This is a genomic window from Faecalicatena contorta (assembly GCF_022835095.1).
Classification (GTDB): Bacteria; Bacillota; Clostridia; order Lachnospirales; family Lachnospiraceae; genus Faecalicatena; species Faecalicatena contorta.
Genome location: NZ_BQNQ01000001.1, coordinates 3395098 through 3418043 on the forward strand (window position 1 = coordinate 3395098; position 22946 = coordinate 3418043).

Annotated in this window: 29 protein-coding genes and 1 pseudogene; 1 reads left to right on the top strand and 29 read right to left on the bottom strand. The window is 37.9% G+C overall.

Translation table 11 applies throughout. From position 1 onward, the window contains the following. Position 1 precedes the first annotated feature (1 nt). Positions 2–226: a hypothetical protein gene (locus MWG26_RS15295; protein WP_118610114.1), complete on the bottom strand. Its 225-nt coding sequence runs from the start codon at positions 224–226 to the stop codon at positions 2–4. Between the two features lie 159 nt (positions 227–385). Between MWG26_RS15295 and MWG26_RS15300 the strand changes: the two genes are divergently transcribed. Continuing rightward, the gene (locus MWG26_RS15300; RefSeq protein ID WP_002347234.1) at positions 386–754 is read left to right on the top strand and encodes a helix-turn-helix domain-containing protein; all 369 of its coding nucleotides are present in this window, start codon (positions 386–388) and stop codon (positions 752–754) included. A 37-nt stretch (positions 755–791) separates the two neighbouring features. On the opposite strand, the gene MWG26_RS22935 is transcribed toward MWG26_RS15300, so the two are convergent. The 28 genes and pseudogenes from MWG26_RS22935 to mobT all read right to left on the bottom strand — a co-directional run bounded on the left by MWG26_RS22935 (position 792) and on the right by mobT (position 22931). Then, positions 792–1028 (bottom strand): winged helix-turn-helix domain-containing protein, encoded by a 237-nt coding sequence (locus tag MWG26_RS22935; protein ID WP_025478642.1) that lies wholly within the window; start codon positions 1026–1028, stop codon positions 792–794. A 189-nt stretch (positions 1029–1217) separates the two neighbouring features. After that, on the bottom strand, positions 1218–1850 hold the full coding sequence (locus MWG26_RS15310; RefSeq protein ID WP_002347235.1) for an ATP-binding cassette domain-containing protein: 633 nt from the start codon (positions 1848–1850) through the stop codon (positions 1218–1220). 13 nt (positions 1851–1863) lie between these two features. Continuing rightward, positions 1864–3174: an ABC transporter permease gene (locus MWG26_RS15315; RefSeq protein WP_054344611.1), complete on the bottom strand. Its 1311-nt coding sequence runs from the start codon at positions 3172–3174 to the stop codon at positions 1864–1866. Positions 3175–3186: 12 nt separating this feature from the next. After that, on the bottom strand, positions 3187–4509 hold the full coding sequence (locus tag MWG26_RS15320; RefSeq protein ID WP_054344610.1) for an ABC transporter permease: 1323 nt from the start codon (positions 4507–4509) through the stop codon (positions 3187–3189). A 73-nt stretch (positions 4510–4582) separates the two neighbouring features. After that, positions 4583–5956 (bottom strand): sensor histidine kinase, encoded by a 1374-nt coding sequence (locus tag MWG26_RS15325; RefSeq protein WP_226855677.1) that lies wholly within the window; start codon positions 5954–5956, stop codon positions 4583–4585. Then, positions 5946–6617, bottom strand: coding sequence for a response regulator transcription factor (locus MWG26_RS15330; RefSeq protein ID WP_002347239.1), 672 nt, complete (start codon positions 6615–6617; stop codon positions 5946–5948). Before MWG26_RS15330 ends, MWG26_RS15325 begins: the two co-directional genes overlap by 11 nt. Positions 6618–6736: 119 nt before the next feature. After that, positions 6737–6973: a winged helix-turn-helix domain-containing protein gene (locus MWG26_RS22940; protein WP_025478644.1), complete on the bottom strand. Its 237-nt coding sequence runs from the start codon at positions 6971–6973 to the stop codon at positions 6737–6739. 246 nt (positions 6974–7219) lie between these two features. Beyond that, positions 7220–7411 carry a PspC domain-containing protein gene (locus MWG26_RS15340; RefSeq protein WP_004614926.1) on the bottom strand — a complete coding sequence of 64 codons (192 nt, stop codon included), beginning with the start codon at positions 7409–7411 and terminating at the stop codon, positions 7220–7222. Continuing rightward, the gene (locus tag MWG26_RS15345; protein ID WP_120136714.1) at positions 7404–8153 is read right to left on the bottom strand and encodes an ABC transporter permease; all 750 of its coding nucleotides are present in this window, start codon (positions 8151–8153) and stop codon (positions 7404–7406) included. The genes MWG26_RS15340 and MWG26_RS15345 overlap by 8 nt, the downstream gene beginning before the upstream one ends. A gap of 9 nt (positions 8154–8162) precedes the next feature. Continuing rightward, the gene (locus MWG26_RS15350) at positions 8163–8897 is read right to left on the bottom strand and encodes an ABC transporter permease (protein WP_120136713.1); all 735 of its coding nucleotides are present in this window, start codon (positions 8895–8897) and stop codon (positions 8163–8165) included. Further along, positions 8890–9813 carry an ABC transporter ATP-binding protein gene (locus tag MWG26_RS15355; protein ID WP_002347243.1) on the bottom strand — a complete coding sequence of 308 codons (924 nt, stop codon included), beginning with the start codon at positions 9811–9813 and terminating at the stop codon, positions 8890–8892. Before MWG26_RS15355 ends, MWG26_RS15350 begins: the two co-directional genes overlap by 8 nt. A 151-nt stretch (positions 9814–9964) precedes the next feature. Beyond that, entirely contained in the window at positions 9965–10882 is a 918-nt protein-coding gene (locus MWG26_RS15360; protein WP_095906132.1) for a sensor histidine kinase, read from the bottom strand. A gap of 2 nt (positions 10883–10884) precedes the next feature. Next, positions 10885–11583: a response regulator transcription factor gene (locus MWG26_RS15365; RefSeq protein ID WP_002347245.1), complete on the bottom strand. Its 699-nt coding sequence runs from the start codon at positions 11581–11583 to the stop codon at positions 10885–10887. Positions 11584–11644: 61 nt separating this feature from the next. Next, on the bottom strand, positions 11645–11869 hold the full coding sequence (locus tag MWG26_RS15370; RefSeq protein WP_117995142.1) for a hypothetical protein: 225 nt from the start codon (positions 11867–11869) through the stop codon (positions 11645–11647). A gap of 16 nt (positions 11870–11885) precedes the next feature. Further along, complete coding sequence (locus MWG26_RS15375) at positions 11886–12086, bottom strand: helix-turn-helix transcriptional regulator (RefSeq protein ID WP_002347247.1); 201 nt, start codon at positions 12084–12086, stop codon at positions 11886–11888. Positions 12087–12174: 88 nt separating this feature from the next. Beyond that, the gene (locus MWG26_RS15380; RefSeq protein WP_002347248.1) at positions 12175–13077 is read right to left on the bottom strand and encodes a conjugal transfer protein; all 903 of its coding nucleotides are present in this window, start codon (positions 13075–13077) and stop codon (positions 12175–12177) included. A 16-nt stretch (positions 13078–13093) separates the two neighbouring features. Next, a complete protein-coding gene (locus MWG26_RS15385; RefSeq protein ID WP_095906133.1) occupies positions 13094–14101 on the bottom strand; it encodes a C40 family peptidase in 1008 nt (335 codons plus the stop codon). Continuing rightward, positions 14098–16308 (bottom strand): CD3337/EF1877 family mobilome membrane protein, encoded by a 2211-nt coding sequence (locus tag MWG26_RS15390; protein WP_118609937.1) that lies wholly within the window; start codon positions 16306–16308, stop codon positions 14098–14100. The genes MWG26_RS15385 and MWG26_RS15390 overlap by 4 nt, the downstream gene beginning before the upstream one ends. Continuing rightward, complete coding sequence (tcpF, locus tag MWG26_RS15395) at positions 16308–18758, bottom strand: conjugal transfer ATPase TcpF (RefSeq protein WP_118609938.1); 2451 nt, start codon at positions 18756–18758, stop codon at positions 16308–16310. Before tcpF ends, MWG26_RS15390 begins: the two co-directional genes overlap by 1 nt. Further along, positions 18736–19134, bottom strand: coding sequence for a conjugal transfer protein (locus MWG26_RS15400; protein ID WP_003061368.1), 399 nt, complete (start codon positions 19132–19134; stop codon positions 18736–18738). The genes tcpF and MWG26_RS15400 overlap by 23 nt, the downstream gene beginning before the upstream one ends. A 114-nt stretch (positions 19135–19248) precedes the next feature. Then, on the bottom strand, positions 19249–19755 hold the full coding sequence (locus tag MWG26_RS15405) for an antirestriction protein ArdA (protein WP_054344650.1): 507 nt from the start codon (positions 19753–19755) through the stop codon (positions 19249–19251). A gap of 15 nt (positions 19756–19770) precedes the next feature. Beyond that, positions 19771–20268 (bottom strand): antirestriction protein ArdA, encoded by a 498-nt coding sequence (locus MWG26_RS15410; protein ID WP_002606084.1) that lies wholly within the window; start codon positions 20266–20268, stop codon positions 19771–19773. Further along, complete coding sequence (locus MWG26_RS15415) at positions 20256–20483, bottom strand: hypothetical protein (protein WP_002606083.1); 228 nt, start codon at positions 20481–20483, stop codon at positions 20256–20258. Before MWG26_RS15415 ends, MWG26_RS15410 begins: the two co-directional genes overlap by 13 nt. Before the next feature lie 87 nt (positions 20484–20570). After that, positions 20571–21041 carry a GyrI-like domain-containing protein gene (locus MWG26_RS15420; RefSeq protein WP_002606082.1) on the bottom strand — a complete coding sequence of 157 codons (471 nt, stop codon included), beginning with the start codon at positions 21039–21041 and terminating at the stop codon, positions 20571–20573. Beyond that, complete coding sequence (locus MWG26_RS15425) at positions 21038–21280, bottom strand: DUF3781 domain-containing protein (RefSeq protein WP_002303262.1); 243 nt, start codon at positions 21278–21280, stop codon at positions 21038–21040. Before MWG26_RS15425 ends, MWG26_RS15420 begins: the two co-directional genes overlap by 4 nt. A gap of 85 nt (positions 21281–21365) precedes the next feature. Continuing rightward, positions 21366–21587, bottom strand: coding sequence for a hypothetical protein (locus MWG26_RS15430; protein WP_002323342.1), 222 nt, complete (start codon positions 21585–21587; stop codon positions 21366–21368). Next, positions 21588–21701, bottom strand: a pseudogene (locus MWG26_RS15435) (DUF3789 domain-containing protein); the annotation flags it as partial. 33 nt (positions 21702–21734) lie between these two features. Continuing rightward, a complete protein-coding gene (gene mobT / locus MWG26_RS15440; RefSeq protein ID WP_023921737.1) occupies positions 21735–22931 on the bottom strand; it encodes a MobT family relaxase in 1197 nt (398 codons plus the stop codon). Positions 22932–22946 lie beyond the last annotated feature (15 nt).

Below are 22946 nucleotides of genomic sequence, written 5' to 3' on the forward strand. Positions count from 1 at the left end.
TCTAAGGTTTGAAATTGTTTGTTGCGATACATAAAAATTCTTCTGGAGTAGGTGTTTTGTTTCCGAAAAGCCTGTAAAATTCTGTCTCTGTGTCTGGGGCTGGATTGTTTCTGGCTTCTTCAATCGCAATTTCCAATTCCTCTCGAATTTCGGAAACAGAAATCCCTCTTAGACGTGCTACTTGCTTTAGTATTTTTTTGCTGTCCCGTTTGGTATATCTTATCATGTATTACACCACCTCTTTTCTTGTAAACTATCATACAACATAAACAAAATAAATAAAAATATAACTTATACAATAGTTACCTTTATCAGTCTATTATAAAGCATTTCTACAAAGGTTACAATGTATAAGAATAGTTTTTATGAAAGGAGTGTGCCAGCTATGGAGCTTGATTATAAGGCAATCGGGAAAAGAATAAAAATCGCTCGTATCAAGAAAAATCTTACCCAAGAAGCCATTGCTGACAAAATCGGTATCACTCCGCAACACGTCAGCAATATTGAAACTGGAAATGCTTCGGTCAGTCTAACAACCCTAGTAGCGATTGCAAACACATTAACTGTTTCTGTAAATGATTTATTATGCGATACGGTCTTGATTTCAAAAGCCGTATTTGAAAAAGAAGCAAAAGAATTGTTTGAGGATTGCAATGAGTATGAAATCCGTGTACTGGTTGATGTATTGAAAGCAACAAAGCAGTCTTTACGGACAGTTAAATTATTTGAAGATAAGATAGAAGATAACAGATAAAAACCGTACCTGTCAGATCACACAAGTGTGAAAACAGTTACGGTTTTTCTTCACTGAATTTATAGCCCACACCCCAGACAGTGATAATGTATATCGGATTGTCTGGGTCGGGTTCTATCTTTTTTCGCAATTTACGAATGAACGAGGGAAGATTACTAGTATCTTTTGGCATATCTTCAAATCCCCATACATTCTCGTAAAGCTGTTCTTTGGTAAATACCTGTCCTTTATGTAAATAAAGGAAGTATAATAAGTCAAATTCTTTTGAAGTCAAGGAAATAGCAATACCATTTTTGTCTATAACAGTTCTCTTAAATAAGCTGAATTGCAGTTCCTTTGATTTATTTTCTGAAATGGCAGAAGTAGATAACTGCTCAGCAATCCATTCAATAGCCTGCTGAACTATTTTTTCTTTATTGTCTGAAATTTCAATTAGTATAATTTTCCCATGCTAATCGCTCCTTTACTTGTCAATTTTTAACTCTCCACGTTTTAGACGAAATATGACATCAGCTCTTTTTGCAATCTCATTTGAATGAGTAACAATTACAGCACATTTGTTCATCTGATGTACGTTTTCTTCCAATATATCCATAATTGCCATTGCTGTATCTTCGTCAAGATTTCCTGTCGGCTCATCAGCAAGAATGACAGGTGCTTCCGTTGCCAATGCACGAGCAATCGCTACACGCTGTTGCTGTCCGCCAGAAAGCTGTAGCACATTTCTTTTTGCTTCTTCTTTTGTCAGCCCCATTTTTTCTAAAATTGGAATTGGGGGCAACTTACTTGTCAATTCTACATTTTCTTTCGGTGTCAGATAATCAATTAAATTATAAGACTGAAAGATAAAAGATACATGATTACGTCTGTGATAAGCAAGTCCTTTTTCAGTAATATCTTCTCCATTAAAAAATATTTTTCCTTTTGTTGGACTGTCCAATCCGCCAAGCAATGAGAGAAGCGTTGTTTTTCCACAGCCAGATGAACCAAGGATTGCATAAATCTTTCCAAGTTCTAATTCAGCGTTCAGCCCCTTAAACACCGTTTTCTTTTGATTGTAACTATAAGATAAGTCTATAAATGATAGTATGCTCATAATAAAATTCCTCCTATTCCATTTTTGTTAAAATATCTTTTGGTCGTAAACGAATGATTGTATAAGAAGCAATTATAACCGCAAGACATATCAATATGAAGCCAATTCCAAATACTTTAATCATATCTGATGTAGCAATCTGAATATTCAGATTAGAGATATTTTCTCCCGCTTTACTGATAATGAATGAACCAATCTGATTGGCAAGTCCAAAAGATAATGCCGTTGACGCAAAGATGGATAATATTCCAATCAATATATTTTCTACTAGGAACTGTGCGATAATTTCCACTTTACTTCGACCAACTGCAAGTAAAATAGCAATTTCCTTATTACGACTTCTTGTCCATAAAACAAGGAACAGTACAATAATAAGCATACCGATGACTGTTATTGTCAATACCGCTGTATCAACCATACTTCCAAAAGAGGAAAGTGGAGTAGATACCATATCAAAATCCTCTGTATTAACATCAAAAGTAAAGGTTTTTCCTTTCACTTCTGGAAGATCCTTGATGGTTTCCATAAGTTCTTTGGCTTCCTCTGGAGAATGTGTATAAATATCAAGATTGTCATATCCTTCTAATTTTTCATTTCCTCTGCTATAAAACTTTTTAAGTCCTTCCATATCAATATAGCCACAGTTCGCAGGAATACCATCTGGTGTGATAGCCTGCTTTGTTGTTCCCTCTGTACCGCTATAAATTCCTACAATGGTAAAGGTACATTCAGTTTTTCCCGTTTCAAACTCTTGAAAAGTAATTTTATCTCCTACAGATAGATTATTTCTATCTGCCAGTTCTTTAGAAATTAAAGCAGTACAGGAATCATTGGGTTTAATATGCCGTCCTTCTTCCAGTTTGTATGAACCATTTAGAAATTTTACATCTAATGAAGAATCCAATATTGCAGTATAAGGAATTGACAACCCTGGTGCATTGACCATGCCTGGGATTGGTTCAAAATTTTCAGGAAGTCCCCAATACGCATCTTCTATTTTAGCATTATAACTTACGACATTTGGAAGTTCTGCAATAGAGTTAATTATTTTTTCTGTAATTCTATCGCCATTATAGGTATAGCCAGAAGCACCATTTCCAAAATCCTCGGCTGGACCAAAATTATTTTGATTATTCATATCAATTTCCATACGAACGGAAGCACCTACTGTTTCCTTTATCTGCTTTGTTCCTTGCTGGACTGCTTTTTCGCTGGAAAGTGCAATTAAAATAGTTGTAGATAGCAGAGTAAATGTCAAAAATAGCAATAGACTTCGTAACTTCTGTCTGGCACTATATTTTATAGCTCGTTTGAAAAAATTCATTGTAATATCCTCCTAGCTCATTTTTGTTAAAATCTCTTTTGGCTTCAATGACAAGATGGCTCCACTGCATACAAGAACCGTCACAAAAGTGCCTAGACTTTCTAAAACAAACAATATAGCAAAGTGCAGAAAATCTGGTTGCAAGTAATTCTTATGAACAGTTGCCTGTGTTATCGAATCAAATAGGAATGAATTAAATGTATCCGCAAGTGGAAGAAAGATAATAGTTGAAAGCAAAAATCCAAGCGACAGTAAAATCATTGCTTCCAATAGAAATTGCCCGATAATCTGCTGTTTTGTTTTTCCTATCGCAAGAAGAATACCAGCTTCCTGTATTCTTCCACGAATCCTCAATGTCAGTATCAGCATGAGTACCACAAGTCCTAATATCGAAGTAATTATAGTCAATGCTATAACGACTTTTTGCATACTTTGTAGCTGTTCTGCAATTTTGGAATACTTGAAGTCGTTCGTATTGACGATATGATTTTTCCAGTCAATCGAAGCAATATCTTTAATTTCTGTTACCATTTTATCAAGGTGTAGTGGGTCAGCAATGAAAAAAGAAATTTCTCCCTCATAGATACCTTGTGTCTGCTCTTTCAGATTTATAAGCAGTTGACTATCTGAGAAAAGAAGATTTTCTACCTTTTTTGCTGTTGGATTTAAGGCATTGTCGGAATTGTTTTTTATTTGATAGATGCCTTTTATCTCCACCGTTTCATAAGCACTTTTTTCTTTTATTAAGTCTGTATAAACACCTTTATCTGAACCTAATTTTGCATGGGTAAGGGTAATCTTATCTCCGACAGAAAGATGATTCTGCTTTGCAAGAGCTTCACTGATAAGTATTTTATCCTTATCCTCTGGTTTGATATGCTCGCCTACGCTCAGTTCGTATTCCTCATCTAAAAAATTTTGACATAAACTGGAATCTCGAACCGCTTTTACAGTTCCCATATTGCTTTCTTCATTGTGTCCTGCTCCTGCCAAGAATGTAAGTTTTTCTCCTTTTACATAGCCCGAATGTTCCGTATTATAACATTTCAGTTCTTTCCCAACTGCTGAAATAACACGCTGAATAGACTGTTCATCAATCGTAGGAGTTCCTTTGCTGGAAACCTGTCCATTATCCATGTCAAATTGTTCATACGGTCTAATAGAGAAAGATGCACCAATATTGGAACGTAAATCTTTAGAAATTTGCTGTATTCCTAGATATACTGAACTTCCAGTCAGTAAAGAGAATGAAATCAATAGAAATACAATAGCAAGCAATAGATTTTTTCCTTTTTTGCGGGTCAGATATAGAAAAGCCCGCTTTTCTAAGTTCATAATAAACAAACACCGTCCTTTCTTTACTTCTACAGTATAAGAAAGAACGGTTTAAATTCGATTTAGATTTGATTTAGTTTTGATTTAGATTTTGCGAATTTAATGTGATTTCAAAACAAACGCTGTCATTTATGTTTTCAATCTTAAAAGATAAATTATGCTGTTCCAAAATAATTTTTACAAGATATAGCCCAAGTCCACTTCCACCAGTCAATCTGTTATGTGATTTTTCCACACGATAGAAAGGCGTAAACAGCTTGTCCAAATCTTCCTTTGGAATATTAACACCACTGTTTATAACACAAAGAGATTGAGGAGATAAGTCTATCTTCATTTCAGCTCTGTTGGGAGAATGTCTTATTGCATTATTGATAATATTGTGGACTGCCTTTTCCAAAAGTGGTTCATTCCCCATAAGTATAATATCTGCTGAAATATTATTATTAACGTGCATATTTTTTTCTGTCGCAAGTGGAGCAAGATGTTCACATACACGTTTAAGAATATCTGTAAGAGAGATAAACTCCATATGATTGATTGTATTCATTTCCAGTTTGGATATAGAAAGTATCTCCTTTACTAACTGTTCCATGTTCTCTATTTCTTTTAATGTTTCTGGAAGTACCTCATGTGTATCTTTGTATCTTCCAATCCCCATAATCATACTTTCCACTTGCCCTTTGATAATAGTGATAGGAGTTTTCAATTCATGGGAAGCAGTTGCAAAGAAATACTGACGTTGTTTATTCAATTCATCTATATGCTCCATGTCCTGTTTTAAATGTTGGTTTGCTGTTTCTAATTCCATCATTGTATTTGATAAATTGTGTGACATGGAGTTAAGACTGTTCGCCAAAACACCAATTTCATCAGTGCGGTTGATTCTACATTCCCATGTCATATCCAAATTTGCCATTCGTCGGGAAATTTCGCTGATTTCTGTAATAGGTCTAACAATAATACGACTGCATATCCACGCAACCAAAAGAGAAACTGAAAAAATAAGAGCAAGAAGAAACGGCAATAATTTCAATAAGGCACTTATCAATTCTTGATTGGAAGAAGTAAGAGAAACAATCGTAAAAAGGTACGATTGAGGTCTATCAGCAAACATCATTTCCTGTGATAATGATGATATTTTATCTGTGCTTGTTTTCACTTTATTCGTATCGCCATATTGATAAATTCTTCCGTTTTCTTCAAAAGAAACAATCATTTGATTCTTTTTACAAAAATCTTCAATGACGTTTTCTGCGTCCTCAAATTTAGTATTTACAAGAGTTTCAGAAAGGTTTCCGATTTCTGATTCGATATGTGTAGATAAAATCATTTCGTAACTTCTAGGCAGAAAAAACAGTATGCTTCCATAAATAATCAGACAGCATAAAACCAAAGCACTAAAAATCCATAAAAAAACTTTTATGTTAAGACTATCTTTAATCTTCACTTTCAAATTTATATCCCACCCCTCGTACCGTTTGAATACAGTCAATATCCAGCTTGCGTCGAAGATTCATGACGTGGATATTGACAGCCTTTTCATCTCCTGTAAAATCATATCCCCATACTTGATTGATGAGGTTATCTCTGGTCAACACTTGATTTCTATGTTTCATAAATACTTCCAATATATCAAATTCCAACTGTGTAAGATTTATTTCTTTCCCATTTACTTCAACGGTATGTCTATTTGTATCCAGCTTGATACCATGAGAAATAAAAATGTTGTGATTTTCTACTTTTTCTTTAGTGCGTCGAAGTACAGCTTCTATTCTCATTAAAACCAGTTTTAAAGAAAATGGTTTTGTAATATAGTCGTCAGCCTGTAATTCAAATGCTTTAACCTGTGCTTCTTCTTCGTCCATAGCTGTGAGCATGATAATTGGAATATCTGAATTTTTGCGTATTATCTCACACACCGCATACCCGTCGATTTTCGGCATCATAATATCCAGCAGTATCAGTGAGAAATACTGTTTTTCAAATTGTGAAAGACCCTCCAAGCCGTCATTTGCTAAAGTAACTATATATCCAGCTTCTGTCAGTAATTCATATAGAACAGACTGAATGGCTTTTTCATCTTCGATTATCAATATATTATCAATCATATAAGCACCACCTAATAGTTATTATTCAATGTTCATTTTATCATACAATTATTTAGATTTGATTTAGATTTGTTAAATAAATAAAAAACCGTAGCTGTCAGATCACACAATGAAAACAGTTACGGTTTTTCTTCGTTGAATTTATAACCTACGCCCCAGACAGTGATAATGTATATCGGATTGTCTGGGTCGGGTTCTATCTTTTTTCGCAATTTACGAATGAACGAGGGAAGATTACTAGTATCTTTTGGCATATCTTCAAATCCCCATACATTCTCGTAAAGCTGTTCTTTGGTAAATACCTGTCCTTTATGTAAATAAAGGAAGTATAATAAGTCAAATTCTTTTGAAGTCAAGGAAACAGCAATACCATTTTTGTCTATAACATTTCTCTTAAATAAGCTGAATTGCAGTTCCTTTGATTTATTTTCTGAAATGGTAGAAGTAGATAACTGCTCAGCAATCCATTCAATAGCCTGCTGAACTATTTTTTCTTCATTGTCTGAAATTTCAATTAGTATAATTTTCCCATGCTAATCGCTCCTTGTAAAATAATGTGAAATTTAAATTTTAATGAAACACTCTTAATATATATTGCAAATTTAACGTATTTTAACCTCCTTAGGTATAACAATCATAAGAATGATATATGCAATAATGATTTTTGGAAAAACAAAAACCGTTACAGTAAATAGTAATCTTACTATTTTAGCGTCTACATTAAAACACTTTGCTAAACCACCACAAACCCCAAAAAAGATTTTCCCTTTTCTTATTCTATATAGTTTATTCATTAGCCTTTTTCCTTTGTCTATGGTTTAAATTTTTTAATAAGATAGCTGAGATACAACCGCATAAGATCAATATTCCCAAACTACAAATATAATTCTGAATAGTTGTTTCGTAATACCCAGAAATACCAAATATTGCTGTGATAGGATAAAAAGTTCTCGCAGTATTTGACATACTCATAAATAGTCCGGCAAATGAATAGATTTCTGCTAAAAGAAGAGCTAACCAGTAACTTTTCTTTAGATATGGCACGATTGCAATAATAGGGGAAACGGCAAAAAATACACCAATACCTTCTAATAAATACATTTTTAAAAATTCTACAAATACCACCATAGATAAATCAGAAAAATGTAAAATAACTTCTGTCATAAATGTAATTACAAAAAGTAACAAATACACCAGCATACTAAATACCAATGCAACAATCATTTTTGCAGTTGTCAATTTTGTTTCATTTACTGGAATTAGACGTAGAGATTTTAATGTATCGTCTTGTTCCTCACGACAAATCATATAACTTCCCAAAAGTGCAATAACGGCTGGAAGAACAAACATAGTCGCCCAGACTTGTGTAATTGTCATATACCAACCGACTGTGCTTGTAGTTAATTGATTGTCAGACACCGTTGTTACACCGCTAACAAAAACAATTACAGCAATTAAAATTGTAGCAAAGATTGTAAACATAATAATATTTGAACGGCGGAGTTTTTGAAATTCCGCCCATAAAAGTATTCGCATTTTTCCACCTTACTTTCTCTTGCTTAATTTAATTTTAGCAAGTAAAACTGAAGCAATTCCCCATACACAAATACTCAAAAGTGCTAATGATATACTATTCTGTGGAAGTGCCAATCCTAAAATTGCTTCATTTCTTGCAACAATAACACTAATACAAGAAAGCGGGTGCAGACAAGAATTTATCGGTGTTATTAAGAACCCAGCAAACACATAAAGCAATGTAATACAAATAGGGAATATATATCCTTTTTGCGAAGCAGAGATTGCTAAAATAGGAAGTATAGCAAATGCTGTTAAAATGGCAATTTCCAAACATCTTTCAAATAATAATAGAATGCTACTGAAATCAAATGCTACATAGTTTGGAATAACACTAAACAATACAGATGCAAATGCTGTAATAAGCATAAAACAAACGGAATAAATCAATACAACGAAAAATTTACTGAAAAAATATCCCATTTTACTTACTGGCACAATCCAAAGTTGTTTTAGCACATCATACCTATTTTCATCATGCATAAGCATTGTGCCAAATAAGCCTAATATAAATGGCAGTATAATGAATAATGTATATCCAAATGCAGACCACTTATAAAATAGTCTAGGGTCAATATTGGTCTGCCCCAAATAACCAAAATATAAAAATGCAAAGAATGGCATGACAAAAGCAGATAGTAACATCAACCAAATAAGTTTTTTACGACGCAACTTGCAAAATTCAAGTTTAACTAGCTTAAGCAATACCCTCACCCCCTGTAATCTTTTTGAAATAATCTTCTAAGGTATCATTACAAAGTCCAGAACTGATAACTGTTATATCTTCCATAACAAGAGCTTTATTAACTTCTCCCATATTCAATGTCGTGTCATAAATTTGCACTGTCTGTTCATCTTGAACTGAATAATCTTTCACATGAAATTGACGCTCTAATATTAGTATTGTTTTTGGAATGTCCGAAACTTGCAACGAAATATATTTCCTATTTCGCTTTTCTAACTCACTCATACTGCTTTCTTCTAAAAGAACACCTTTATCAATAATTCCTATGTCATCTGCAAGCACTGCTATTTCAGAAAGAATATGAGAAGAAATTAAAATTGTTTTTCCGTGTTCTACACTGAGCTTCTTTATGAAATCTCGTACTTCTGCAATCCCAATAGGGTCAAGCCCATTTGTTGGCTCGTCCAAAATTAACAATTCAGGGTCATGTAATATCGCATTTGCAATACCTAAACGTTGTTTCATACCAAGAGAGTATTTTGCAAATGTCTTTTTGTCTTTATAGGGCAGACCTACAACTTCTAATGCGTGTTTAACAGCATTAGGCGAAGCTGTTCCTCGTAACTTAGCGAAAATTTCTAAATTTTCTGTTCCAGTCAAATTGGGATAAAACCCCGGCGTTTCTATAATTGCACCAATTCTGGAATATATCCTTTTCTCATTTCCGTCTATATTTTTTCCAAAAACTTCTACATTTCCAGAAGTAGTTGTTGTCAATCCTAATATCATTTTCATTATGGTTGTTTTCCCAGCTCCGTTACGTCCCAGCAAGCCATAAATCCTACCTTTCTTTACATTAAGATTAACCTTATTTACTACGGTTTGTTTTCCGTACTTTTTGGTTAATTGCTTTGTCTTTATCACAGTATCACTCATACAAATTTCCTCACTTTCTATTTACTGTTCTATCTAAGTGGCAATTTATTAGAATTACCACTTACACCTAAATTATAGTATATGAACCTTGCCAAAACCTTGCCGTAACCTTGTTTTTATCTTGCTTTCACAAAAAGAAAGCTCTGCATTTTTACAGAGCTTTTGGAAATGATAGGATAAATTCTGTTCCATGATTTAGAATACTATTTGCAGTAATTGTCCCTTTATGTGCGTTGACAAGTTCCTTTGTAATTGCCAATCCTAGACCATTTCCTTTGGTAGAGCGAGAATTATCGCATTGATACAACCTTTCAAATATATGTGGCAATTTATCAGAAGCAATTCCTTTTCCATTATCTGTTATAATAACTTTAATTCGTTGCTGATCTTTCAGAACTCGCAACATCATTTTGTTTCCCTCACTATGAACAACTATATTTTGTAAAAGATTGTTGATAATACGAGTGTATGCGTTTATATCAATTCGCACTTGATATTCTTCTTCTGGTATCTCAACCTCATATTCAAAATGACTATTTTCCAATATTAAAATCCAATCAGTCATAATATTACGAGTCAATTCGTTCAAATCCAAAATTTCAAAATGAAAAATCTGCTCCCCAGAGTCTAATTTTACCCATTCAAATAAGTGTTCTACAAAATGTTTAAGATGTTGTGCCTTTTCAGACGCAACATGAATATATTCGTCTTTTTCTTTGCCGATTACAATTTGACTTTCAACCGCTTCTAAATAACCGACTAAAGAAGCAAGTGGAGTTTTCACATCATGTGAAAGGCTTGTCATTAGTCGTTTGTACGCTTGTTCCGATTGCTTTTGATGAATGAGCTGTGATTGATTATTGATTGCTATTTGATTTATATCATAACAAATCTGTTTAGTTATATCGTTTTCTTGTACTAGAATACGTCTGTTAAGGTTACCAGATTTTATGTCAACAAGCACTTCTTTGATAAAAGAAATTTGCTCGTTAATATGATAAAGTTTATAAACAAGACAAGCGATTATTACAAGTGCTAAAACAAAGGCAATAAGCAGATAAGTATTCATAATTAAGCCTCCTTGTTAAAACGGTAGCCAACCCCTCGTATCGTCAAAATATAAAAGGGGTGTTCTGGGTCTGCTTCAATCTTTTTCCTTAATTTGCTGATGAAAGACATTATATTGTTATCATCAAAAGCATAGTCGTCTTTCCATACTTGTGTATAAATCTGCTTTTTTGTAAATATTCGCCCCTTGTTAGAAGCAAGAAATGTAAGTAAATCAAATTCCTTACTTGTAAGTTCAACAGAAATATTATTAACTAAAACAGTACGGTTCACTTTATCAATTTTCATGCCTTTTAAAGTTATACAATCTTCTTCTGCAAATGTAGGATTTAAAGTCGTGTAACGTCGGATAAGTGAATTGACACGAGCCATAAGTTCCTTAATACTAAAAGGCTTTGTCAAATAATCGTCTGCTCCTAGACGCAGTCCAAAAACCTTATCGTCCTCACCACTTTTTGCTGTGAGCATTAGAACGGGAATATTACTTGTTTCCCTAATTTTTTCTAAAACTTGAAACCCGTCTATATCAGGCATCATTACATCTAAAATAACAAGAGAAAATAAATTTTTATTTTCATCTATCAAACGTAAACCCTCTGTACCACCATTTGCCACCAAAGCTGACATTTCTTCTTGCTCTATACATTTTTTCATTAACGTACATAATTCTTTATCATCGTCTATAATCAAAACACTTCCCATGTTATAACTCCTCTCTGCATAGATTTTATCATAGCTTAATTTTCGTTAAAGTTTTTCAACATTAAACTTTTGTCTTTTTTGTAATTTTATAAATATATTCTTCTGGTGTAGGGCGTTTATTTCCAAAATACTTTTTGAAATTTGCCTGCACTTCTGGGTCGGTACTATTCATAGCTTCATCAATCGTCGCTTCAATATCAGCTCGTACATCAGCCAATGAAACACCACCAGCCTTTGCACCTGCTTTCAAGGCTTTCTTAATATCTCGTATTTTTAGTCCTAACATGGTATCACTCCTAAATTCAATCGTCTATTACTGTGAAAACTTCTTCAATTGTTACATGAAACGTCTTTGCAATATTCCAAGCCAATACGAGAGAGGGATTGTATCGTCCTTTTTCAAGATTACCAATCGTTTCCCGTCGAACACCGACAGCTTTTGCCAAGTCCTCTTGTTTCATATCATACCTTGCTCTAAATTCTTTAATTCTGTTCTTAATCATTGTCCACCTCAAAATGCGGTATATTTCCAACATTACGATAAAAATATACCGCACAAGAGAAAATAAGTCAATAAATAAACACTCTTGATTATTCTATAATTTTCCAGTTACTATCCTTATGTAATACAAGCTCATACTGCGACACCTGCGTTGCCTTTGTCTGATTATCAAGGAATTTCACAGCTACCTTGACTTTCACATTGTCCCCGTCCTTTGTAAAGATAGGGGTTACCAATTCAGAATAAAGGTAGTCCCTGCCGATAGGTTCAAGCACATTTCCCGATACATAATAGGCAAGTTCTTTTTCTGTGGCTGTTGGATAGAGCTTAAAGAATGTTTCCAGAAATGCGGTAGCGTCATTGACGGTATCAGCGTCTACGCTATTGTCTGCTTCTGGTGTCTTAGGTTCATAGTCCGATTTTTCGCTTGCTGGGGCAAGGGTAGGGTTCTGAACGATTACCATATTTCCGTCAGCGTCCACATGGACTTTTACGGTATAGGTTGCTTTTACATTGCTTGTCTGTTCTCCCTCTTTTATCTGCTGATCTACTTCGTAGGTAGCAGAAAAAGTGTCCGTGCCAGATTGTTCAATGCTCCATACAAGCACATCTGTTACCGTGGAGCTGGTCGGTATATCCGTTCGGATTGTATCAACATTCAAGTCCTGCAATTCCTTTGTCAGATAACCGCTGATTGCCTGCGTCCTTGCTTCAATCGCTTCTTTGCTGTTGTTCCATGTATAATAGGACTTCGCAAAGTTCTTCACGAAATTTTCAATACCGCTGGTATCATGTAGTCTTAACTGGATTGTTTCTGTTTCATGTACCGTGTGCATATCAATAGCGGTAAAGTTCTTATATACGCCAAAGCTCACACTTGCGATAAGCACCGCCCACAATGCAATCACGGATTTTTTATGTGTGCCTACTTTAAAAGTACGCACCTTTTTTTCTCTGATATTTTCTGTCTGTTTCTTATTCTTCTTAAACATATTTTTCAAGTCCTTTCTATTGTTTTACTCGTCCTGCACCGATTAAGTGCTGTTGCCAGTAACTATTAGTTAGGTCTGCATATCCTATCGGGTCGCCTGCATGGTACATCTGTGTCGGTGAAACGAGAATACCGACGTGTGTTACATACGAACCAGCGTTATAGGTAGAATGGAAAAATACCAAATCGCCAGCCTTTGCCTGCGAAAGTGGAAGATGTTGGGTAGCGTCATACTGTGCCTGTGCCGTTCTCGGTAAGGAGATACCAGCTTTTCCATAACACCATTGCGTCAATCCCGAACAGTCAAAAGAAGTGTTGGGATTGCTACCGCCATATACATACTTCCAGCCTTGATATTTCAACGCTTCATTCATTACCTTTTGTGCCAGTTCTCCCGACACCTGCGGAACTGCTAAATACTGATTGACTAATTCCACATAGAACATATTTCCATAGCCATACCGCCAGCCCCCATTCTTCGCAACGGCTATCGGGTTGGTGTAGGTTACTTTCGTTCCACCCGATTTTTCACGGGCAAAATTTTCCGCAAGGTTAAAGGTGTGATTTTTTCCTTTTCCTGCCACATATCCCACATAACCACCGCCATAGTTATAGGACTGTATCGCTACATTCAAATCGTCGATACCTTGATTTTTGCAGGAAGAAAGCAGGGACGCAAAATACTTACACCCCTGCTTGATTGAGCTTTCCGTATCTAAGGAATTAGGCGGTAAACCAAGACTTTCTGAACTCTGCATAACATCTTCTGCCGTACCGCCACTTTCTACTTGAATGATAGCCAATAACACATTGACATACTCGGAAATGCCGTTTTCTCTGGCGTATTTTTCTACCATAGGCTGATGTTTCAAGACTTCTGCGGATAAGTTCATACCCGTAATGCCTGAAGAAAAGTTGCTGTTTTCGTCGTCGCTGTCTGCACTAATCAAGACACCAAAGAAAAGTACCAGAGAAAAGAGGATAGGAAACAGACTGCCGATAAGAGCGATATGTTTCAGTTTCATTTTTTCTTCTGTCCTTTCTTCGTTACAAGGTTACGACTTTTCTCTGTGGTCTGCTGGTTCTTCTGGACGCTCTGCGTCTGCTGAACCTTTGTCCTGCGGTCTTTGGTGTCATTCTGGCGTGTTTCCTTTGATACCACTTTTTCTACATTCTGCCTATGTACTGGCTGTGCAGACTGGGTCACTTGCTTATCAGAAGCACCCGAAGATAACGGACGCTCTTTCACAACATTTGTCTTGACTGGCTCACTTGCTTTAGAAGCTGGAGCTGTGGCAGGGCGTTTGACTTCCTGCATTTTTTCCGCACTCGGCTTTGGAATGGTTGAAGCTGTGGCTGGTCGCTCATGGGGACGGGTAGCTCCCGTTGTCGCTGATCCGTCAGCCTTTCGCTGTGCCTGCCTTGCTTCTTGTGCCTTTTGAAGCTCCATACGTTTGTCAGCGATATTTTTCTTATGCTGTTCCTGCTTTTCCAAGCGTCCCGTCTGTCTGGACTGCTGTTCCTGCACCATGCCACGCTTAAAGTCAGACACGCTGGACTTTGCCTTTTCTTTTGCGGAATACACCGCATAAGCGGTCTGTGTCGGCATATCCTTGATATTTTCTTTGACAGCGTTTGCCTTGTCTTTCACTTTATTTTTCGTATCTAAGACAGCACCCACCTTTGAGCCTGCACGCTGTCCCATGCTGGAAGTGGTGTTGCCCCGATTTTCTTTAGAAGCTGTATTTTTTCTTTCTGCTCGTTTGCCAGCAACGGCACTTCCAGCCACCGCACCAGCCACACCGCCCGAAATACCGCCAGCACTTACAGCCCTTGCAATACGGTGTTCCATACGCCTAGCCCGATGTCGCATAAACAGATACGGTCTGCGGAATATCCTGCGTCCCATACTTTGACTGTCGCCAACATTAAGTGAGAACATACTCATTAAATCGCCCAGCTTCATGTAGATACCAGCGAAACATACTATCTGCAAGAACGCCACCATGAAAAACGGATAGTCCGTGGATATGTTATAAAACATACTGGAAATGCTGAACGCCACCGTTACAATGAGCGTTATTCCTGCCCGTGTCATTATGGTATTAAATACCCTCACGATTGCCTGCTTTGCCATGCTTTCATAGCTCGGTATCATGGAAAGTAAAAAGCTGATAGGCAAAAACATTGCAAAGATAATAAAAAGTATCTGGCTGAACAACATCATACCCGTAAGCAAGAATACAAATATTGTGATACCCAAGTTGAAGAACAAGAGGAAGAACACCATACCTAAACGGTTTACTACTTGCGGTATCGTCAGATTGTTGTTGTCGTTGTCCTCGATTTCTGTTTTCACGATTTCCTCTCTGGTCTTTCCGTCCTCGTCCTCTGGGCTTGCCGATACGAGAGCTTCCACACGGTCTGTTCCGATTTCCTCTGCGTTGCTGTTTCCGAATTGTAAAAGTAGCCACGGCTGTTGTACTTGAATAGAAAATAAGCTGTCCCGTATCAAGTCCACGCTGTCCTTGCCCTCGCTGTCAGAGTTGGGGAGCATGATTTTTGTTCCCAAGTCCAAAGAAGCGGTACTGATGTCTGATGAAAACTCATTTATCTTTTTGATGTAGTCGGGAGCATAAGCGATAAACGAAGCGGACAGCACGAACACCACCACAAAGTTGATAACAGCGTGAAGTGCCTTGCTGGTTTCCCGTTTTATCAGTCCCGTATAGGCAACATACATTCCCACCACTAAGATAATGAGAAGCAGGAAACCAACATAGAAGCCCGTAGAAGAAAAGCCGTTCTCGGTAACGCCTGCAAGGGTCTGTATGCTCTTTCCGATACTGTCTGCCATATCGTTGATGAAGTCCAGCTTATAGGCTTCCTGCACCACATAACCCGTTGCATTGCTTAAATAAAGGCTTATCGTCCAGACAAAGTTGGTAATGCAGTAAAGCCCGTACTGCACCGATTTTCCGATACCGTCCAGCCAGTTCCACGGAAGCCACGACCAGCTATTATCCACATAAAAATCAAGCTGGTAATTCGACAGCGGATATTTTGAATATAGATTTTCTGCGTTTATGGTATCGTCCACAAGCCCCGTCGCATGAGCCACCGTCCCCAGAAGTGAAAGCAGGATAAGGGAGAGTGCCACCACGAACAGAGCCATTTTGAGAAAGTGGAAAATCTTCTTTTTTGTGAACGCACCTTTTATCCTTTCTTTCATCACTCCACCTCTTTTCTCTGTACGGGCGGTCTGGTATCAAAGGCGTGTAGCAGTTCTTCAAATACTGGGTGTATCTGCACCACACCGACACGCCCGTATAAGTCCTGCAATAAGCATTGTCCGTTCTCCAAATCACGAAGCCGTTTCTGGTTGTTCTCGTCGTCCTTGTCGATACCGAAAAATTCTAAGGTCTGCTTTATCTCGTTAATGTCAGTAGAACGAAAGGCAAATTTCAAGCCGATATTGTTTTTCAGACTTTCCTTTGACACGTCCCCAGAAGATTGTGTAACGAAATAAACGCCTGCCTGCATAGCTCGCCCAGCACGAACCAGCTTATTTGATAAGGTTTCGCCTTGTGCTACATTTAAGAACGCCCACGCTTCATCAAGGTCTACAATCTTAAAAATGCTTCTGTCGCTGTGAATGAAGTCGAGTGCAAAGGTACTAATCACAATCAGCATAGACACCGACAATAATTCAATGGTCGTGTATTCCTCAAAAGTGGTATCTTTATCTGGCAGTACAAGGTCTGCTACTTGAATGATATTGAGCTGGTTATCCAGACTGATTGCATTTTCCACCGTACCGTCCGAAAACAGCAGATGTGCAAAGTCGTAGTCTGTGAAGCTGTCGATATGGTCTGCAATATTTCTTGATATGGGCGTATCTTCACGGCGAAGCTCGTCTATCACATGGAGTAAGCCCCGACTGTCGCTCTGGGTAACGGAGCGTACCGCCTTACGAAGTACGGGGAATTTTTCGCCGTCCCTAGAGGAAATACCCGTAAGGAATGTTAAGATGTCGATTGCCAGACTTTCAGCGTCTTTTACATTCTTCATAATCACAAACGGGTCAAGAAGTCCTGCATTGTCCTTGTCGCTGGTAAGATTTACGATATTGATTTCATGGGCTATCTCTGGGAGCGTTTCTTTCCAGTTGCCACGCTCGGCTTTGGGGTCTAAAATGACTGCTTGACCGCCAAACAACACCGAATAATACACCAGAAGATTGTTGCAGAACGACTTCCCACCGCCAAGAGAACCGACAAAAGCAGACGCAAGGGCGTTGGTAACTGTACCTTTTACGCCCTGCGAAGCCAAAGACGGTTGCAGGTACACATTTCTTCCCGTATCAACGGAATAGCCCATATAGATACCCGTAGTTTCTCCTAACTGCTGGGTCGCTCCAAAACCAAGCCCAGCCAAGAAGTCTGATTTTACATACTGCACATAGTCATTGATATATCGCTTGCTGGCAGGTAAAAATTCAGAATGAAGCCCCAGCATATCCCCAGCAGGACGCACCAGCTTTACATTGAGGTCGTCGTAAAAGTCCTTGACTTCATCACAACGGCGTTTCAGCTCGTCAAGATCGGGTGCAGACACCCGTATGACATAGCTTAACTTATACATACTTTCTTTGCTCTGGTCTAAATCGGTTTCCAGCTCGTCCACGCTGTCTAAAGCGTCCACCACATTTGAGCTGGTTTCACTTCCTGCTTGATAAGCGTGATTGTCAAGGTCTTTCAATTCCTTTTTCTTATTGCGGACGGTTGTTAATGCTTTTCTGTTCTCCACGATTTCTACATTCATAGAAGTATCAACGGGGAATGTGAATTGCTGTTGCTGGAAATAGAATATTTCAGACGACGGGAAATCAAGCTCCCCGACAATCGCATTGACGGTAAAGTAGGACACATAGCTTTCCTTGTCCTCATGCTCCAAGCGTAAATATCGTTGACTTTCTTCAATCACACACCTTGTCGGACGGATAAGGTCATAATACTTTATCAGCGTTTCTTTCTTGTATTTCTTCTTTGGTAGCTGGTACTCATAATCTTCATAGGCGATACCGTCCCTGCCGTAAAGATGTTCCATGAGATACCCAAAATCATTGATTTCCAAGCGACGCACCTTAAAGCGACGGGAGATTTTATTTTCCAGTAACTTTTCCATTTTCATGTAACGGTTGATTTCATCATTCGGCATGGAAACAAAATCATTCATCAGCGTATGGTTCACTTCATGGAGAAATTCCGTGAACGTCAGCCACGCCGATTTTTTGATGTTCTTCAGATTGAGCTGTTCTTCCGTAACCATGAGCTTAAAGCCAAGAAAAAAGCGGTAGTCCACTTGATTGTCCCCAATCATTGATACTAACGCTTCGGTCTGTTCGTCTATTTTCTGGCAGGCAACTTCCTTTAATTTCCCCGTAACCAGCTTCTTTGACTGCTCCTGCATACTTCGTATGGAGCTTTCCGTGGCAATCTGCAACGCATGAATTTTACCCTCACGGGACTGTGCGATAAGCTGGCGAAAGCTGTCATGCACGATAAATTTCTGCTCTGCGGATAAGAAAGAATAGTTGTACGGTATCAGCTCATAATAGGCAAATACCTCATTGTCCTTGTTCCAGACAAGGTTGTTATCAATATATTTTATCGGGAACATAGTTCACACTCCTTACTGCCGTGATTGTTTCATTCAATATCTGCTTATGCAGTTTTACGGCTTTTCCTGCATAAGTAATTTTCGGTCGCAGAGCATAAGTTATCTGTGATTTCAAAAAGCTGTACGGCTTCTTTCCGTCAAAGGTTTTCTGCGACATAAACCAAGTGAGAGCAACGGGAATACCAAAGTATTTGAGAAATGCTCCCTCAATCATGGAAAGTGGGGGAATATCCCCAAACAGAATGATGATAAATTCTGTAATCACAAACCATGTAATCTGTGTAAAGGTAACGGGAAAGGGTAAGTTAAAGTCATTGATTGCATACAAGACTTTTTCCACGTTCCAGATACCCGTGTAGCTCTTAATCTTTTTCAAGTTCTTCCAGCTCCTTTCGTAAATTTCTAAATGGAAAAGGACAGCCATTTTCAGACTGTCCCTCAATATAAAATCGCTGTCAGTAGCAACAGTTCTTGTTGCTGATCTTCCAGCTTATCGTTTGATTTCACACATACCGTACCTTGTTTTTACAAAATAGTCTTGAATTTCAATATCTCTGCCATAGGCTTCACAATCTATGTAATGGAAAAAGGCAGGCGGTATTTCCCCAAGTACATTTTCTTCATAAATCTTCTGATACGCAACATCTTCCATTGTTTCACACCCCGAATAGCAGATAATATCGCCAATATGGTCTGCCAGTTCTTCAAGGTCGCCATAGTAGGAAATAAAATCGTCAAGATTATCTAACACTTCCTCTGGAAAGTCTTGTATCAGCTCATAGATACGGTTTAGTTCTTCTATGGACGTATATTCTTCCAACTCGCAAGGGAAGTTTTCGCTATCGTGGATAACGTATTCTTCATAACGACCATTCAGCCCGATACGCTCTGCGATTTCTTCCTCGTCGAGTGGAAAATGAAACCACGCCCCTTTGACATCGCCCTCAACATAATCCCCTAAATTTGCGATATAGACTGCCATATCATCCACGCTCATTAGACCACCTCATTTCTATGGAAGTTCGTAGATACCGTGTTCCGTTTCTATGAATTTTCCATTGTCGTCAAGATACTGTCCGTAGGCTTCAAAATTGAAGTATCGGACTAGGCGTTCGTCAATCTCTGCAAAGGCAGGGTCGTTGTCTAGCAGATGTTTCGCCACATCAGCCATGTTCTTACACCATGAATAGTGGATAATGTCGTGTCGGTGCTGGTGCAGTTCCTCAAGGCTGGTAAAGTGGCACATCAGCTCCCCGTAGTCCTCTTTCAAATCGGCTGGCAGGCTTTCATAAGTGTAGTAAAAATCATTGAGCCTATCCACCGTAGTATCTTCGTCCACTTCCTCGGCAAAGGGCAGTTCCTTTTCTGTGATACGGTAATCATTGCTTTCTGCGTCCACGCCCAGCCTTTCAGAAAAGAGTTCCTCGTCAATCGGCAGGGTAAACCATGCGGATAGTATATCGCCCTCGACTGTTGGGACAGCTTCAATCTGTACTCTTAATTCATACATTGTTTTTCACTTCCTCTCTGTTGTTTCATAACTGCCTGTAATATCTGGTAGGACATACCAAAAACATAGACAGAAAAATCTTCCAGTTGTTTTTTAGGATAGTCGGCAGGGCTCAGCCGTTTCATTTCCTGCCATACTTCACGCTTGTAAAAGGGCATGTCGGAAAGATATTCACAGCCGACTTTTGCCTGCATATCCTTAAAAATATCGTTCATTTCATCACTCCAATCTGATTTTTAGGTAAGAAAAAAGCAGTCAATCCTAAGACCAACTGCTTTGTGTGTATGGATATGAAATTGTTTTTAATCTTGAATAGGTATCCAAATTTCAATAACTGAATTATCTCTATTCCAATGGAAACGGTAATCATATTTTTCAAAGTGCAGGATAATATTTTTTATAGGGGTATATGGTGTATTAGGAATAATTTCCTGATAAATTTTTCCATAAGTTTCATATATTTTTTCCATAGCACCAATATGTTCCACAACCAAATATTTATAAGACGGTATTTCTTTATACAGAAAGCCCTCTGGGGTAATGGTTCTTTGGGGAATAGAACAGAAATAATAAAGTTTTCCATTTCTTCTTTCCATAAAAGCATATTTTACCCAATTTCCCGATTGTGAAAGATACGCTTTTTTCAAACTACTGTTAAACTTTCTCCAAAACTGTGTACTAATCTGAATATTCTTTTTTTGATAATTAGTCAGTTCTACTTCTTGCCCAATAACTGCAAATGCGTTTAATTCCTTTATAGAAAAATTTATCATTTTACCTTGTGAGCAGTGATAACGGTATAACTGTACGCATTTACTGTTATAATACAATTATCAATCGTTATATACCAGTTTTTTCCTTTTCTTGTGATTTCCGCATTAGAAAGGCTAATTTTTTCTTTGCACCATTCAATTACATTTTCTACATTCAAAGATAAGTTCTTTTTAATTCTAATAACGCCTAGTTCAGTTGTGTGAAGTCTTCCTAAGTTTTCCAGTAATTCATTTTCCATATTTTGATACCTCATTTTTCAGCAATTTATTTGTATGTTTTATATCCCAATTATAACATTCTCATATCAGCACTACAATAAATTTTTATGCACCGATGATTTTGTTAAACAGCTCTAACAGTACATCTTTTACACCGCCAGCATTGAATACCAAGCCGACAGCAATTAAGGCAACTACCAAGAAGCCGATAAGTTTGGAAAACTCACGCTTGAAACCTAAGTAGATACCGATAACCACGATCGCCATAAGCACTAAGCTCTGTGCGTTGCTTAAAAACCATTGATACAAATTTTGTCCGAAATTCATTTAATTGTCCTCACTTTCTTCTAATTGTTTCGTTTCACAGTCAGCTTCTTTGCCGACATTCAAAATACACATCAAGACTACGCCGATACCCATTCCCATAGATACCAGCAGGAAGTCTTTTAATAATACCCACATTTTTTATCACTCCTAACTTTCCACCAAATCTTTTGCAGGGGTCGTCTGCTGTTTGATTATCATTTCATGCTTTTCTGTGAGCTTTGCCTGCTGTTCGATTGTTTCCATGTAGTCTGTACCGTTTCCCTTATCAATCTTTTTCAGCATTTTCAAGGTTGGTGCTACCTGCCTTTGTACCCACCGCAATGTACGGTCTAAGGTGTAAGGCTCTGGCTTTGTCGTCAGCTTCAAGCTCTGTCTGTTATCGCCAATAAACCAAGCCCAGCGGTCATTGAGTTTCCAGTCATTTTTTCGCTTGTCTGGTTCTTCATCAACAAACCGCACATACTGATTGATGATAGAAAATGCGGTCTGCTCTGCGTCATAATAAGTCAGCAAATCTCGTACTGCATAATAGGCTCGTTCATTCCGAAGCCGTATCTCAAAACGGTTGATAATGTCGGCTTCTTCCAGCGGTGTCCCTAACTTGACGTACTGCTCATAGTCCTTTTCATAGATACAGAAATATACATCAGATTTCAGCGAACCAAGATAAAGGGTACGTCCCATATATTCTCTGTCGTCCTCTCTGTGCTTGATAAGCTCGCCCGACTGATAAAACTTATAGCTTCTGGACTTTCCAATATATTCCCGTTTCCTGCATTTTTCCGCAAGCTCTGGAATATCCAAAATGCCCGTATGGTCGTTGATAGCAAGGTCGATACGCTTCATCACGCCACCGTCTACGAGTGCGTCCATGAGAAAGTCATACCAGCTTCTTTGTTGTGCTAACAGGTAACTTTCAAACTGCCTGCAACCACGCCCCTTTAACTCTAAAAGGACACCTTTTTCTTCGTCAGCCGACGTATAGATAAAGATGTCCCCTAAAGAATAATGCTCCGTATAACTGTAATGTCCGTAATCTTCATGGAGCATATAATTGATATTCAGTTTTAATATATCTTTGATGATGTGCTGTATATCCAGCGTGGGAAAACGAATTTTCACATAATCAAACAGCATGGTAAGCGGTGCTTCTGGATTGAACCTTGCCAGTTCCTTATGCAGAGTTTCCAGAAGTTCCTTTGACGGCTTCATTTTTCCGCTTTCTATCTTGTTGAGATATTCCCTTGTGATACCAGAAGCCACCGCCAGCCTGCCTTGTGAGATACCGTAAGCAATCCGTTTCTCCCGTAATTCTTTTATCCATTGTTCTTCATTCAGAACCATACCCCCAATCTGTAA

What these genes read in the sequence shown, in the direction of transcription:
- MWG26_RS15385 (WP_095906133.1), bottom strand. Translation starts at nt 14,101, where the DNA reads ATGAAACTGAAACATATCGCTCTTATCGGCAGTCTGTTTCCTATCCTC.
- MWG26_RS15300 (WP_002347234.1), top strand. Translation starts at nt 386, where the DNA reads ATGGAGCTTGATTATAAGGCAATCGGGAAAAGAATAAAAATCGCTCGT.
- mobT (WP_023921737.1), bottom strand. Translation starts at nt 22,931, where the DNA reads ATGGTTCTGAATGAAGAACAATGGATAAAAGAATTACGGGAGAAACGG.
- MWG26_RS15345 (WP_120136714.1), bottom strand. Translation starts at nt 8,153, where the DNA reads ATGCGAATACTTTTATGGGCGGAATTTCAAAAACTCCGCCGTTCAAAT.
- MWG26_RS15405 (WP_054344650.1), bottom strand. Translation starts at nt 19,755, where the DNA reads ATGAGCGTGGATGATATGGCAGTCTATATCGCAAATTTAGGGGATTAT.
- MWG26_RS15430 (WP_002323342.1), bottom strand. Translation starts at nt 21,587, where the DNA reads ATGAATTTCGGACAAAATTTGTATCAATGGTTTTTAAGCAACGCACAG.
- MWG26_RS15360 (WP_095906132.1), bottom strand. Translation starts at nt 10,882, where the DNA reads ATGAATACTTATCTGCTTATTGCCTTTGTTTTAGCACTTGTAATAATC.
- MWG26_RS15320 (WP_054344610.1), bottom strand. Translation starts at nt 4,509, where the DNA reads ATGAACTTAGAAAAGCGGGCTTTTCTATATCTGACCCGCAAAAAAGGA.
- MWG26_RS15365 (WP_002347245.1), bottom strand. Translation starts at nt 11,583, where the DNA reads ATGGGAAGTGTTTTGATTATAGACGATGATAAAGAATTATGTACGTTA.
- MWG26_RS15380 (WP_002347248.1), bottom strand. Translation starts at nt 13,077, where the DNA reads ATGTTTAAGAAGAATAAGAAACAGACAGAAAATATCAGAGAAAAAAAG.
- MWG26_RS15375 (WP_002347247.1), bottom strand. Translation starts at nt 12,086, where the DNA reads ATGATTAAGAACAGAATTAAAGAATTTAGAGCAAGGTATGATATGAAA.
- MWG26_RS15340 (WP_004614926.1), bottom strand. Translation starts at nt 7,411, where the DNA reads ATGAATAAACTATATAGAATAAGAAAAGGGAAAATCTTTTTTGGGGTT.
- MWG26_RS15425 (WP_002303262.1), bottom strand. Translation starts at nt 21,280, where the DNA reads ATGGAAAATGAATTACTGGAAAACTTAGGAAGACTTCACACAACTGAA.
- MWG26_RS15315 (WP_054344611.1), bottom strand. Translation starts at nt 3,174, where the DNA reads ATGAATTTTTTCAAACGAGCTATAAAATATAGTGCCAGACAGAAGTTA.
- MWG26_RS15295 (WP_118610114.1), bottom strand. Translation starts at nt 226, where the DNA reads ATGATAAGATATACCAAACGGGACAGCAAAAAAATACTAAAGCAAGTA.
- MWG26_RS15330 (WP_002347239.1), bottom strand. Translation starts at nt 6,617, where the DNA reads ATGATTGATAATATATTGATAATCGAAGATGAAAAAGCCATTCAGTCT.
- MWG26_RS15310 (WP_002347235.1), bottom strand. Translation starts at nt 1,850, where the DNA reads ATGAGCATACTATCATTTATAGACTTATCTTATAGTTACAATCAAAAG.
- MWG26_RS15420 (WP_002606082.1), bottom strand. Translation starts at nt 21,041, where the DNA reads ATGATAAATTTTTCTATAAAGGAATTAAACGCATTTGCAGTTATTGGG.
- MWG26_RS15370 (WP_117995142.1), bottom strand. Translation starts at nt 11,869, where the DNA reads ATGTTAGGACTAAAAATACGAGATATTAAGAAAGCCTTGAAAGCAGGT.
- tcpF (WP_118609938.1), bottom strand. Translation starts at nt 18,758, where the DNA reads ATGTTCCCGATAAAATATATTGATAACAACCTTGTCTGGAACAAGGAC.
- MWG26_RS15390 (WP_118609937.1), bottom strand. Translation starts at nt 16,308, where the DNA reads ATGAAAGAAAGGATAAAAGGTGCGTTCACAAAAAAGAAGATTTTCCAC.
- MWG26_RS15410 (WP_002606084.1), bottom strand. Translation starts at nt 20,268, where the DNA reads ATGTATGAATTAAGAGTACAGATTGAAGCTGTCCCAACAGTCGAGGGC.
- MWG26_RS15415 (WP_002606083.1), bottom strand. Translation starts at nt 20,483, where the DNA reads ATGAACGATATTTTTAAGGATATGCAGGCAAAAGTCGGCTGTGAATAT.
- MWG26_RS15355 (WP_002347243.1), bottom strand. Translation starts at nt 9,813, where the DNA reads ATGAGTGATACTGTGATAAAGACAAAGCAATTAACCAAAAAGTACGGA.